The organism is Leisingera sp. ABM4_060, from assembly GCF_056158765.1.
On sequence record NZ_JBSWTX010000004.1, the window covers coordinates 37500 to 50377 of the forward strand.

Genomic DNA, 12878 nt, shown 5'->3' on the forward strand with positions numbered 1-12878 from the left:
ACGGAGCGGAAACGGGAGGGCAACAAGAGGGCAACAGGATTTTCCGCAACCCCTTGGGCGGACAGCCGGTTTCCGGCGCTGACGGGGTGTTGCGCAGGCAGCGCACGCCCCGTTAGCGCAGGTTTGACCGGGCTCTGCCACACTGGCGCCGATCCCGTTTCCAGCCGCTGCAGGAGCCCTGCCCATGACCCAGACTTCACCGATTCTCGCGCTGCCCTATCTGATGCCGGGCCAGGCGCAGAAACATGTGACCCACAATGAGGCGCTGCAGCTGCTGGATGCGCTGGTGCAGCTCAGCGTCGAAGGCTTTGACGCCGCCACGCCGCCCGCCAGCCCGGCCCTGGGCGAGGCCCATGCGCTGGGGGCCAGCCCCGCCGCCGCCTGGGCCGGCCATGCCCATGCCATTGCCGTCTGGCAGGGCGAGGGCTGGCTGTTTGCCGCCCCCCTGCCCGGCTGGCGCGCCTGGAGCCGGGCCGACAGCGCGCTCAGGGTCTGGGACGGCAGCGCCTGGGTGCTGCCGCCCGCCGACACCCAGAACCTCGGGCCGCTGGGCATCGCCACCAGCGCCGATGCGGCCAATCCGCTGTCGGTGGCCGGGCCGGCCAGCCTGTTCACCCATGCCGGCAGCGGCCATCAGCTGAAGCTGAACAAGGCCGCCGCGGGTGACACCGCCTCGCTGCTGCTGCAGTCCAATTGGAGCGGCCGCGCCGAGATCGGCCTCGCCGGCAATGACGATGTCTCGGTCAAGGTCTCGGAGGATGGCAGCAGCTGGAGCACGGCGCTGCGCATCGAGGCGGCCAGCGGCCGCACCGGCCTCGGCCCGGCGGCGCCGGCCAGCCCGGCGGCGCTGCTGGAGATTGCCGGCAGCGGCGGCGACTACCTGCTGGCGGGCGATGGCAGCGCCGATTTCCGGCTGGGTTCGGACGGCAACGGCAGCTGTGCCGGCGCCTGGTCCGGCGGCGGCGCCGATTACGCGGAATGGTTCGAATGGGCCGACGGCAACCCGCAGGGCGAAGACCGCCGCGGCCTGGCGGTGGTGCTGGAAGGAGAGAAGATCCGCCCGGCGCAGCCCGGCGAAGAGCCCATCGGGGTGATCAGCGGCAACCCGGCGGTGGTGGGCGATGGCGACATGGATGAATGGAAACACCGCTGGCAGCGCGACGCCTACGGCAGCCTGCGGCGCGATGCGGCGGGGGCGGCCCTGGAAAACCCCGCCTATGATGCGGCGCGCGCCTATCTGCCGCGGGCGGAGCGGCCGGAATGGGCGCTGGCCGGGCTTTTGGGCAAGCTGCGGCTGCGCAAGGGCCAGCCGGCGGGCGCGGGCTGGATCCGGATGCGGGCGGTGTCGCCGCTGGTGGAGGAATGGCTGGTCCGCTAGGGCACGCAATCAAGCCCCCGGACACAAAAACGGGCCTTTGCAGGCCCGTTTCGCGGTCGCTGATCCAAGGTCCGGGCCGCAAGGCCCGCAACCGGATCAGTTGGTGGTGGTGGTGGTGGTGGTGGTGGTGGTGTCATCGTCGTCGTTGGCGACAACACCGATCACGACCAGGCCTGCCACAACGCCGGCAACCGCAGCTGCGCTCAGGCCGCCTGCAGCGCCGATGCCGCCGGCCGAGGATTCACCGCCGGCCGGTGCCGGAGCGGTTTGAGCGGAAACGGCGGTGGCCGAAGCCAGGGCTGCCAGGGTCACGGCGGTCAGAAGATTTTTCATGTTCAAACTCCTTTGGAGAACGGTTGCAAGGTGCGTTGAGGCGACCTTAGGGGAGGCGGGTTTTCATTTCAACGTATGGAATAGCTGCAAAACTCTTGAAATCCGGTTTCCGCCGGGATTTTTTTCCGCCCGTTGCCGCAAAGCCGCGGGCAATGGGCGGAATCCGGCCCGGTGTCACAGCCGCAGCTGGCGGATCCGCACATATCCGGTCTCCGGACCGGCCCATTGCCGCGATTGCCAGACCCGGGCGCGGCCCGGGCGGGAATCAACCCAGTAGTCATTGACCACCACGCCGCCGCCGCCCTCGCAGCGCTCCTGCAGGTGGCGGGCGGGGTGCACCGTCTCGACGATTTCCACCGGCGCCGGGCCCAGATCCTGCAGGCTGCAGGCCATCTCCAGGATGGTGTGCCCGTTGCCCTTGTCGCGCACCGCATAGCGCCGGGCGCCGCCGCGGGCGGGGCCCGCCACGCCCTCCGCGGCCGGCACCTGCGCCGACAGCAGCCCGCCGCCAAGGCCGCGGGTGGCAATCACCATGCCGGCCCGCAGCGAAACCGAGACGCTGTCCTGGGTGCGCCAGACCTCGATGGCGCCGGGGCTGCTGTCGCGCCGGTCCAGGGCGCGGGTCAGATAGGCCTTGGCATCGCGGTTCTCGATCACCACCTCGATATAGGCCTGGGTCTGCTCATCCAAAAGCGCCCGGGTCAGCTTGACCGGCTCCGGCGGCGGGTTGCGGCGGCGGCTGAACTGATCGGCCACCGCCTGCAGCACCTCCAGCTCGGCCTGGGTCTTCTCCGGCCCGCGGCTGCAGCCGGCCAGCAGCAGCGCCGCCGCCGCCGCTGCCAGCACGGCGATCCGGCCGCTGCGCATTTTCCTGCTCATTCCCAGAACCTCGCGCGCTGTTCTTTCAGACTTTTGCGGTGGGCCTCGCGCACCGGCCCGTACAGCCGGTCCGGCACCCCGACCCGCTGGCCGCCGTCGCGCTGGGTCGGGCGGATGGTGAGGCCGAAGCCGGACCGCGACGGTTTGCCCAGCAGCCAGTCGACCGGAATCCGGAACCGGAAGCCCTTGTCAAAGGAGCCCTCGCCGAAATCCTCGGCCGAGACATCGGTCAGGGTGAAGAAGGCGCCGACCAGGAAGCCGTTGTTGAATTCGCGGTTGAGGCTGAAGGTGCCGCCGTAATCGCCCGCCAGGTAGCGGCCGGCGTCGATCTGCATCAGATAGCCCTTGTCCAGCTCGTAATAGGCCGAGGCATGGCCGGTGAAGGTGCGGTAGTCGCGGAAGCGGAAGCGCTGGTCGAACGCGCGCTGCACCACGTAATTGGCCTCCAGCCCGAGGCCGAGGCGGCTGTGCACCGGCTTCCACAGCACCTCGCCCGAGACGCCGCCGTACATCGCCTCGAACAGGCCGCCGGTGGCGCGGGCATAAAGGTTCTGGCCGGGCTTCCACAGGCGGCTGACATAGAGGTTTTCCAGGGTGGTGCCGAACTGGGCGTATTCCACCTGGTCGGTGCGCACCCGCGGCAGCCGCGAGTTGGAGGAGCGGCCGCCCGCCACATTGCCCCAGAACCGCTGCCGGATGGTGCCGGCGATGCGCCAGCCGGGGGCGGGCGCATAAGAGGCGCTGAAATCAAGCCCGGCATCCAGCCGGAACGGCTGCTCTGGGTCGAAATAGGCCGGCACGGTATAGGGGCTGATCGCGGTGGCAAAGGCGGGATAGAGCTCGCCCGAAAAGATCGCCTCGCCGCTCAGCGGCCCGGCATCACGGACCCCGGCGGCGGCATAAAGCGCATCCGCGGCGTCCGGATCGAACTCCAGCGCCTCCAGGTCGGAGCGGCGCACCTCGATGGCCGCCAGGCCGATGCCGCGGCGCACCGGCACCAGGCGGAAGGTCTCCACCGAGGGCGGCAGGGTCTGGGCCAGGGCGCGGGCGGCGCGGCCCGCCGCCTGCGCCTGCGAGCGGTAGCGGTTGTTGCGGTAGCGCAGCTCGGCCTCGGTGCCGCCGAGGGTGATCGCCTCCAGCACCAGCCCGTCCGCCTTCAGCGCCTCGGCAGCCAGGTCGCGCACCTTCTGCGTCTTGCTGGTGCTGGCGGCCCAGTCCTGGCGCCAGTGGCTGTCTTCGGTGGCCCATTGCACCCGCGGCACGATCGGGTGCGGCGCGGGCACCGCCAGCGGCGTGGGCGGCTGGTTCGGATTGAGCTGGATCTGGGCGGAAAAGCCGATTTCCGAGCCGTAAAGGTAATAGGCGCCAAGGCGCAGCCGGTCGGAATACTGGTATTCGATGCCGTAGTTCAGCGACGAGCGGCGGTCGAACACATCGGCGTTCACGGTCTCCGTCACATAGGCGTCGGAGGAATATTCCGCCTTCAGGCTCCAGCGTTCGTCCGGCTGCCATTCAAAGCCGCCGAACGGCGCCACCGGGCCGCGGAACCACTGGTCGTAGGACAGTTTGCCGCCGGTGGAGCCGGCGCTGAAATCCGGGCGGCTGCCGCCCAGGCTGCCGATCGCCCCCTGGGAGCCCAGCCGCCCCCAGCCCAGGCCCGCGGTGACCTTGAGGCGGCCGGGCAGGCCGCGCGCGCCCAAGCCCGGGGTGGCGAAGCGCTTGGTGGCGGCGAGATATTCCGCCGCATAGATGCCGGTGCCGGCGAAATCCTGCAGCCCGAGGGTGATCTCCGGGCGCCAGCCTTTCTCGCGCCAGAGCCGGGCGCGCACATCGAAGCCGCGGTCGTAATAGGTGGAGAAGCCGCCCTGGTTCCAATTGCCGATGCCGTTGTAGCGGAAGGAGGCGCTGAGCCAGGGCAGCGCCTGGAAGGTGATGTTGTAGCGGGCCTGGTTGCCGAACCAGGAATAGGCGACCGCATACTGGCCGTCCGGCAGCATCTCGGCGCTTGGCATGTCGATGATGCCGGGGCTGCCGAAGAAATTGAGGCTGGGGGCGGGCAGCGGCCGCAGCCGCGGCGCCGCCGCCTCGGTTCCGGGCCTGGCGCCGGGCACCGCCCGGGTCAGCTCGGGCCCCAGCGCCGCGGCGGGCAGCGGCGCCAGCGCCAGCAGGGCGGCGGCAAGGGGGCGGGCCCGGGGCGGGAGGGTCTTGAATGCGGTCACGGAATTGGAACTGCCTGTTGAACTGCTGCGCCCGGCCGCGGCCGGATGCAGCGGTTAGAGCATGGAAGGGGGGGCGGGATCAATTGCCGGCTGCGGCCGCAGCCGGCTGGTGGTAGCCTTCGACCCAGCGCTGGATCACCAGCCGGGCCGCCGCCTCGTCGCCGGCCGCCACCGCCTGGCGCAAGCGGCGCAGGAAGCCCGCGACCTCGATCTCCGACAGCACGGTTTCGCGGGCGCAGAAGATCTTCTGGTGGCGGGTGCGGATCAGCTCCTCGGTGAGGGTCAGCTCTTCCTCCATCTTCTCGCCGGGGCGCAGCCCGATGATCTCGATGGCGATATCGCCGTCCGGGTGATCGCCGTCGCGCACCGTGCGGCCGGTGCTTTCGATCACCTGGCGGGCGAGCTGCAGGATCGGCACCGGCGCGCCCATGTCGAGCACGAAGACCTCGCCGCCCTGGGCCATGTCGCCGGCCTGCAGCACCAGCTGCACCGCCTCGCTGATGGTCATGAAGAAGCGTTTCACATTCGGGTCGGTCACCGTGACCGGGCCGCCGCGGCTGATCTGCTCCTGGAACAAGGGCACCACCGAGCCCGACGAGCCCAGCACATTGCCAAAGCGCACCATGGTGAACACGGTGCGGCTGTGGCGGGTGGCCAGGTCCTGCACGATGAGCTCTGCCAGCCGCTTGGAGGCGCCCATCACATTGGCCGGGTTCACCGCCTTGTCCGAGGAGATCAGGATGAAGCGCTCGACGCCGGCGCGGGCGGCGGCACGGGCCAGGGTCTGGGTGCCGAAGACATTGTTGGCCAGCCCCGGCAGCGGGTTGGCCTCGACCAGCGGCACATGTTTGTAGGCGGCGGCATGCAGCACCACCTGCACCTGATGGGCCTGCAGCACCATGCGCATCTGGCGCGGGTCGGTGACCGAGCCCAGCACCGGCACCAGCTCGATGCCGGCATCGCAGGCCAGCGGCCCCAGTTCCTGATGCACATTGTAAAGCGCCAGCTCGCTCAGTTCGAACAGCACCAGCCGGGCGGGGCCGCAGGCCAGCACCTGGCGGCACAGCTCCGAGCCGATCGAGCCGCCGGCGCCGGAGACCAGCACCGATTTGCCCTGGTAAGAGCCTGCCGCCTCCTGCAGCGGCACGTCGCGGGCGGCGCGGCCGAGGAAAGCCTGCGGCGCCACCGGGGTCAGCTTGTCGACCAGGGCTTCCTCGCCGATCAATTGGGCGAATGAGGGCAGCGCCTGCACTTCCAGCCCCAGTTTCTGCAGCCGCCGGGTGATCTGCGCCTGGCGCGGCTGGCCCTGCGAGGGCATCGCCAAGAGCACCCGGCTGATCTGGCGCGCCTGCACGATTTCGGCAATCCGCGACGGCGCGATCACCGGCAGCCCGACCAGGCTGAGCCCCTGCAGCGAGGAGTTGTCATCAGCAAAGACCACCGGATCGATGCCGTCATGCGCCTTCAGCGCCTGGGCCAGCTGGGTGCCGGTATTGCCGGCCCCGTAGATCAGCACCCGGCAGCGCGGCCGGGCGCGGCGGTAGACCGCCAGCACCACCTGCAGCATCGCCGCGCGCGCCACCACCATGAACAGGAAATAGCAGATCGCAAACACCACATGGGTGCCGGGGGCCAGCGCCGGGCCGAAGGCCGCGGCCAAGAGCGCCAGCGCCAGCGCGCTGGCGCCGGCCAAAAGCGCGCTTTGCGCCGCCGCATGGCGTTCATAGGCAATCAGCTGCACATGCGGCAGCCCCAGCCACAGCGACAGCGCCGCGGCGGCGGCCATCACATAGGGCAGCACCGGCAGCAGCGACGCCAGGGTGGAGAGCGCGGGGTCGGGCAGCGGCTGCACCTCCAGGGTGAACAGCAGCGCCAGCGGCAGCAGCAGCAGGTCGGCGGCCAGGAAGACATAGGACTTCTGCCTGCGCGACAATGCACTGATCAGATTAAACATGCTTGCCTGCCCTCGAATGCCATCTGCCAATCCTGCCTCTTGCTCTTGTATACGGCAGTGCCTCTATGCTCTGCCGAAAGCAATTCTGAAAACAACTTCTTTATAAAATGATGCGCTCTGGGGCCATCCTGCAATGCCGCAGCCCCGGCGGCCAGCTTTTTAAACATAAATCCTATCATAACTTGTAGCAGCGGCACTGCCAAAAGCCCTCTGGGCGGAAAACCGCCGGCCAAGGAGGCGCCGCGGCCTCTCCCCTCCCGGTTGCGGGCGTGAAACTGCCCCATACCCGAAGATGCGCAGGCCGCCAAGACCGCCGCCGCTCTCAGCGCGGCAGGCGGCGGTTCAGCACGAAATCCAGCCCGTTGCGCCAGGCGCCGATGCGGCGGCGGTGGCGCAGGGCAAAGATCAGCCGCAGCAGCGGCGCCCAGAGGCCGAACACCCGGGCAAACAGCGCCACCCGCACCGCCAGCGCCGCCCGGTCCAGCGCCATGCCGGAGCTTTCGGCCGGGTGATGGCCGAGGCTGACCGGCACATGGCAGCCCTGCAGCCCGGCGGCCAGGCAGTCGGAGGCAAACACGAATTCATCCCCCGCCGGGCAGGCGCTGCCGGCGCCGAAACGGGGGTCGAACAGCACTCCTGCGGCGCGCAGCGGCGCCAGCCGCAGGGCCAGCTCGGGGGTGCCCAGCTTGAGGCAGTTGAGCCGCGCCGCCGGGCGGATCCGCTCCGGCCCGTAGGGTTTGCGCCAGGCCCCTTCCGGGGTGCGCAGCCGGGCGCAGAGGAAATCCAGCTGCGGCCGGGCGGCAAACAGCGCGCGCAGTTCGGCCCAGCCCGCGGGGTCGAAACCCTGGTCGTCATCGGCAAACAGCAGCAGCGGCGTCTGTGCCGCGGCAATGGCGGCATTGCGGCTGCGGGCGGCGCCGCGGCTGCGCTCCAGGGTCAGCAGCCGGATATCGGGGCGCGCCGCGAACTGCTGCAGATGCGCCGCCAGCGCGGCCGGCTCCGGGTCCCGGTCCGGCTCCGGCAGCTGCAGGACAATCAGGAAGCGCACGCCGGGGGCCTGCGGCAGCTGCCCGGGCGCCAGCTGCAGGATCCGGGCGCCGATGGTGGCGATGGCGACGGTCAGCTCCGGCAAGGCAGTCATGGGCGCTCCCAGGGGGCGGGATGGGGAAACATCTCTTGCAGGCAGCGGCGGCCGTGGCGGTGCCAGTCGCGCCCGGGCGGGCGGCTGCCGCCTTCGTTCAGGCACAGCACGTCGCAGCCGCGCCGCCGCGCGGTCTCCAGCTGCTGGCGCCAGCGCAGGTCGCTGGAGCGGGCAAAGACGGCCTCCAGGCGGCCCTCCTGCGCGGCGCCTGTCTGCAGCGCGTAATGGTGGTAGAGAAAGCTGGTCATGCTGACATCGCCGGGGCTGCGGAAGCGGCTGGCGCGGGTGCGGGCCAGGGCGGCGGGGAAACGCTCCGCGATCTCCTTCAGCAGCGGCCGGCGCAGCGCATAGGGCACATGCTGGTGCAGCCGCAGCGGGCGGCTGCCGAAGACCTCTTGCAGCAGCCCGGCCGAGACCCGGGCGGCATTGAGGTAATCCGGCGCCGCCGCATCCGGGCTGCCGCAGGCCATCGCAGCGGGCTCCAGGAAGGCCAGCGAGGCGCCGGTGGCGGCAAAGAACTGCGCCTTGGCCAGCGGGCGGCAGAAGAACATGTCGTCATTGGCATAGATGAAATGCGGGCTGAGGCCCGGGATCCGGTGCAGCCCGGCTTCGATCGCATGCGAGTTGAAGGTCGGCAGGCAGTCCGGATCCAGCACCGCGCCGTGATCCACCCAGGCGGTGCCGGGGTGATCCGTCTCCAGCCAGTCCGGCGGCGCGCAGTTGCTGACCACATGGATGCGGCGCAGCCAGGGCAGGTTCCAGGCCGCCGAGCGCAGCAGGAAGCGCAGCTCGTCATTGCTGTGGAAGCGGGTCAGGGCGGCGGCATCGCCCTGGCCCCGGTAGCTGCCGGCATGGGCGGCATAAAGCTGCTGCCAGCCGGGATCGGCATGGTTGACCCAGGTGCAGACCAGATCCACCGGCAGCCGGTCGCGCAGCTGGTCCGGCGAGACCCCGCCGGCCAGCGCCGCCGCCTCCATCAGCCCGGGCTGCTCCAGGCCGTTGCTGAACAGGGCGCGGGCCACGGTATTGGCAGGGTTGGCAGAGACCCAATGGCCGGGGCCGCGCGGCTCATAGCGCTCCAGGTCGATCAGCGCGGCGCCGGCCCCGCCGCCCAGCCGCAGCCGCAGCGCCCCGGCCTTGACGGCCTGCGCTTTGGTCAGCCTGCCGGCCCGGTCCAAAGGGTGCAGGGTGGTGCCGGGAACCGCCTCTTGCAGCGCCTGCAGGGCGGGCGCGAAACCGGCGGCCTGGACGCCGAGCCACTGGCGCCAGCTGTCATCGGCCAGCCGCAGCACGCCCATATGGGCGGCCAGCGCCTCCGCCAGGGCGCGGCTGCTGCCGCCGGCCGCCTCCAGGCCGGGCGGCTTGCCCGCAGCGCCGCCGCCGCGGCGCCGCGCCAGCAGCTTGCCCGCGGCGTCCCGCGCCAGCGCCGGGTTGCCAAGCGCGGCCAGCAGGTGGTTTTTCAGCGCCGCCCGGTTCATCCCGGGCGCCCCGGGGCGGGCGGCAGGCCGTCAGGCTGGGTTTCAGGCTGGGTTTCGGGCAGGGTTTCGGGCAGGCTATCGGGCGGCAGGGTCAGGCGGCGGCGCGGCAGCAGATGCCGCGACAGATGCCGCAGCAGGCACCACAGCGCCAGCGGCCAGGCCAGGTTTTCCTGCGCGCGGTAGACCTGCAGGGTGCCGCGGGCGCCTTTCAGGATGTTGGAGGACAGGCTGGCGCGGCCCTTTTCGCGCCAGTAGCAGGCCAGCGGCTGATCCAGCCCATAGGCCCGCGGCACCCGCCGCAGCAGCTGCAGCCAAAGCGCGAAATCCTGGCGGCGGCGGAACGGCGGCATGGTGAAATCGCCCAGCATATGGCGGTCGCAGACCGCGGTCAGGCAGCCGATCACATTGCCGCGCAGCAGCTGGCGGCGGGTGACGCTGGCGGGCGCCCGCCGCAGGCTCCAGCTTTTGCCGTCGCCGCGCAGGTAGCTGGTATAGCTGAAGGCGATGCCCCCGGCCTGCATCCAGGAGATCTGCCGCTCCAGCTTCTGCGGCAGCCAGCTGTCATCGGCATCGAGAAAGGCGATATAGCGGCCGCGCGCATGCGCCAGCGCATGGTTGCGCGCCGCCGCCGCGCCGCGGTTTTCCGGCAGCGGCAGCACCCGGATGCGCGGATCGCGCGCGGCTTCGGCCCGGGCCAGCCCGCCGGTGCCGTCGCCGGAGCCGTCATCGGCGATCAGCAGCTCCCAGTCCGCCAGCGTCTGCGCCTGCACCGAGGCCACCGCCCGGCCCAGCACCGCGGCGGCGTTATAGGCGGGCATCACCACCGACACCAGCGGCGGCGCGGCGGGGTCAGTCCTGCTGGACAAGGGCGTTGTATTCATCCTCGTAGCGCGCCTTCAGCTCACTCTTCTGCTGTTCGCTCATCAGCAGCGGCCGCGGTTCGGTCCGGTTTGAGAAATGCTCCTGCAGGAAGCGGCGCACCACGCCGGTCTCGCCGGGGCGCAGCAGCGGGTTCATCCGCAGCGCCATCTGCAGGCCGCGGTCGGAGATCGAGGCGTTGTGCACCTGATCGTACTCCAGGTCCGGCACCACCTCTTCGGGCAGGTTGCGGCGGATGAACTCCTTCAGGAACACCTCCTGGCCCTGGCGGATCAGGCCGAAGTCCATCACCGTCACGTTGTCCTTGCCGAAGGTCTCGTACAGCCGCTCGATGATCGGGGTCCAGGACAGTTTGGTCAGGTCAAGATCGCCGATATACTGATTGAAGGTCTGGAAGTAGCCCTGATGCACCATCTGCAGATAGTAGGATTCCAGGAATTCCCAGGGCGGGCGGATCGAATAGACGATGCGCGGGCTGAAGCCTTCCAGCGCGGCCGGCAGGCCGCCGATCACCTTGGCATGATCGGGATAGAGGCCCGGACGGGTCTTGAACGGCTTGCCAAGCGCGTTTTCGTTGGACAGCAGCAGGGTGCTGCCGGGCGCGGTGGCGGCTTTCTCGTGCAGGAAGCCGTTCAGCTTGCCGGGGTTCTCCAGGATCTGGTCGCCCCAGGAGATATAGGGGCTGGCCTCGCCGCGGGTCAGCGCCAGCACATTCTGCTTCAGGTAGTACTTCTTCTTGGCCTTGAAATATTTCTGCACCAGCGACGTCGCTGTTTTGTGGGCCCCCAGATGGGCCACCAGCGGCACCTGGCTGCTGCTGGAACCGCCCTGAGTGGCAGCGCGCAGGAAATTGAGGCGGGGTCGGTCTGTCATCTTGGGTCTCGTCCTAAGCCGCAGCGCCGGCGCGCGCGGGAAATGCAGGGGCCATCAGGCGTGGGGCCAGATGGCGCGGATATGGTCCTCTCCGAACCGGGTCATGGCAGCCTGGTAGGTGGCATCGTAATAGGCGCGTACCTTGGCAATGCTGCCGCTGTCCAGATCGGCGGTGCGCGGGGAGGCATTCACCTGCGCCTCGAAATCCGGGTCGATATGCTCCAGCCCCAGGAAGCTGGTGATCCGGCGCACTTCGGCATCGGTGAACAGGGTCTCGTAGAACCCGTAAAGCACATCCTCGGGCGCAAAGGCCTGGTCCAGGGCGGCAAAGGTATGCTCATAGCGGGTGCGCATTTCCACATCGCCCCAGGCAAAACGCTTGTTGAAAAAGGCCACCGGCTCCTTGCCCTGCTTGGCGGGCTTGCCCTGCTGGTCGCGGATCCGCATCCTGGTGGCGGAATAGATCCGCTCGACCGGGTCGCGCATCAGGAAGACCACCTTCACATGAAAGCCGCGCCGCTCCAGCATTTCGCGGATGGCGGTGAGCTTCTCCGCCGGCAGCCCGTTGTAGGAAGGGGTGATGTCGCCGACCAGCTGCAGCTCCGGCCGGGAGCTGTGCAGCCAGTCGAAATACTCGGCATAGTTTTCCGGGTCGGTATAAAAGGAGACATGCTGCAGCGCCTTTGCCAGCTGCAGCGCCTCCCGGCCGCTGCGCTCCACCGTTTCGCGGCCCTGGCGCTTGGCCTGGCGCCGGGCCCGGCGGGCCAGATCGGCCAGCGCGCCGCGGTAGAACTTGCCGGTTTTGGCGCCCCGGATCCAGAGCGCGTCGAAAATATGGTATTCCTTGCGGAACCCGAAGTCACAGGCCGGATGCGCACTCAGATAGCGATGCAGCCAAGTGGTGCCGCCCTTCTGGCAGCCCACACCCAAAAGAAACGTCTTCACCTTATGTCCCCGCGGTTGAGCCGTGCGGTGCTTCTCTTCCAGATTCCGCGCGCCCTGTCAAACCGCCGCCGCCCGCAGGCCCGGGGCCTCAGCCGGACACCCGCTGGAAGCGCTCCATCGAGGTGAAGCTGTACAGCCCCGCCGCCGCCACCGGCAGCAGCCGCCCGGCCAGCGCCCGCTGCAGCGCCCGGCCCAGCGTCTCCAGCAGCTCCGGCGCCTGCTCCGCCAGCGTCCGGCTGGCAAAATAGCCCAGCGTCATATGCGCCTTATACGGAGACGGCGCCAGCCCGGTCTTCTCCTCCAGGCGCTGCTGCAGGCCGCTGCGCCAGTCCAGCATCCGCGCCAGCATCTGCGCATCCTCCGGCCCGGCCGGCTCCAGCCGGATCACCAGCGCCCGCCGGTTGAGTGCCTCCAGGCCGCCATACCGGAAACGAATCGGGAACTCCGCATTGGCGCCGCCGGTCAGCCCCAGCTTGGCCAGGAACGGCGGCAGCGCCTGCGGGTCCGTGGCCGCCTTGGCCACCGTCTTGGCCGCCTTGCGGGCGGCCCGCAAGGCGACCTTCTTGCGGTTGCCGGCATTGATCAGGTCGACGGCGGTGACATGGTAGCTGTGCTGCGGCAGCAGGCACAGCAGCAGCTGCCGCATCAGCGCCTCTTCGCCGATGCTGCGCAGCGCCGCGGCGGCAGCGGCAAAGAAGGCCAGGGAGTCGGCATCATCAGCAAAGGTGGCGGCAGGCGGCGCCGCACCGGGCTGCGACAAATTCTCGAAAATCAGCGAATAGCCGCAGAATTCAGCCCA

Annotated in this window: 12 protein-coding genes; 1 reads left to right on the forward strand and 11 read right to left on the reverse strand. The window is 69.7% G+C overall.

The window, feature by feature from the left end; genetic code table 11:
• The first annotated feature begins 184 nt into the window (after nt 1-184).
• On the forward strand, nt 185-1378 hold the full coding sequence (locus tag ACXAEH_RS22675; RefSeq protein WP_475036342.1) for a peptidase G2 autoproteolytic cleavage domain-containing protein: 1194 nt from the start codon (nt 185-187) through the stop codon (nt 1376-1378).
• A gap of 96 nt (nt 1379-1474) precedes the next feature.
• Here the strand turns inward: ACXAEH_RS22675 and ACXAEH_RS22680 are convergent, their stop codons facing one another.
• The 11 genes from ACXAEH_RS22680 to ACXAEH_RS22730 form a co-directional block, all read right to left on the reverse strand.
• A complete protein-coding gene (locus ACXAEH_RS22680; RefSeq protein WP_475036344.1) occupies nt 1475-1711 on the reverse strand; it encodes a hypothetical protein in 237 nt (78 codons plus the stop codon).
• A 174-nt stretch (nt 1712-1885) separates the two neighbouring features.
• Nucleotides 1886-2590: a YjbF family lipoprotein gene (locus tag ACXAEH_RS22685; protein WP_475036345.1), complete on the reverse strand. Its 705-nt coding sequence runs from the start codon at nt 2588-2590 to the stop codon at nt 1886-1888.
• On the reverse strand, nt 2587-4809 hold the full coding sequence (locus ACXAEH_RS22690; protein ID WP_475036346.1) for a YjbH domain-containing protein: 2223 nt from the start codon (nt 4807-4809) through the stop codon (nt 2587-2589). Before ACXAEH_RS22690 ends, ACXAEH_RS22685 begins: the two co-directional genes overlap by 4 nt.
• A gap of 79 nt (nt 4810-4888) precedes the next feature.
• Nucleotides 4889-6763: a polysaccharide biosynthesis protein gene (locus ACXAEH_RS22695; protein WP_475036348.1), complete on the reverse strand. Its 1875-nt coding sequence runs from the start codon at nt 6761-6763 to the stop codon at nt 4889-4891.
• Nucleotides 6751-6930, reverse strand: a complete 180-nt coding sequence (locus ACXAEH_RS22700; protein ID WP_475036349.1) for a hypothetical protein — start codon at nt 6928-6930, stop codon at nt 6751-6753. Before ACXAEH_RS22700 ends, ACXAEH_RS22695 begins: the two co-directional genes overlap by 13 nt.
• Before the next feature lie 155 nt (nt 6931-7085).
• Nucleotides 7086-7904, reverse strand: coding sequence for a glycosyltransferase (locus ACXAEH_RS22705; protein ID WP_475036350.1), 819 nt, complete (start codon nt 7902-7904; stop codon nt 7086-7088).
• Nucleotides 7901-9382 carry a stealth conserved region 3 domain-containing protein gene (locus ACXAEH_RS22710; RefSeq protein WP_475036352.1) on the reverse strand — a complete coding sequence of 494 codons (1482 nt, stop codon included), beginning with the start codon at nt 9380-9382 and terminating at the stop codon, nt 7901-7903. The genes ACXAEH_RS22705 and ACXAEH_RS22710 overlap by 4 nt, the downstream gene beginning before the upstream one ends.
• Nucleotides 9379-10248 (reverse strand): glycosyltransferase family 2 protein, encoded by an 870-nt coding sequence (locus ACXAEH_RS22715; protein WP_475036353.1) that lies wholly within the window; start codon nt 10246-10248, stop codon nt 9379-9381. The genes ACXAEH_RS22710 and ACXAEH_RS22715 overlap by 4 nt, the downstream gene beginning before the upstream one ends.
• Nucleotides 10232-11134: a hypothetical protein gene (locus ACXAEH_RS22720; protein ID WP_475036354.1), complete on the reverse strand. Its 903-nt coding sequence runs from the start codon at nt 11132-11134 to the stop codon at nt 10232-10234. The genes ACXAEH_RS22715 and ACXAEH_RS22720 overlap by 17 nt, the downstream gene beginning before the upstream one ends.
• A gap of 54 nt (nt 11135-11188) precedes the next feature.
• Entirely contained in the window at nt 11189-12079 is an 891-nt protein-coding gene (locus ACXAEH_RS22725; RefSeq protein WP_475036356.1) for a sulfotransferase, read from the reverse strand.
• A gap of 88 nt (nt 12080-12167) precedes the next feature.
• Nucleotides 12168-12878, reverse strand: a 711-nt coding sequence (locus tag ACXAEH_RS22730; RefSeq protein ID WP_475036357.1) for a hypothetical protein, incomplete at its 5' end; no start/stop codon positions are given.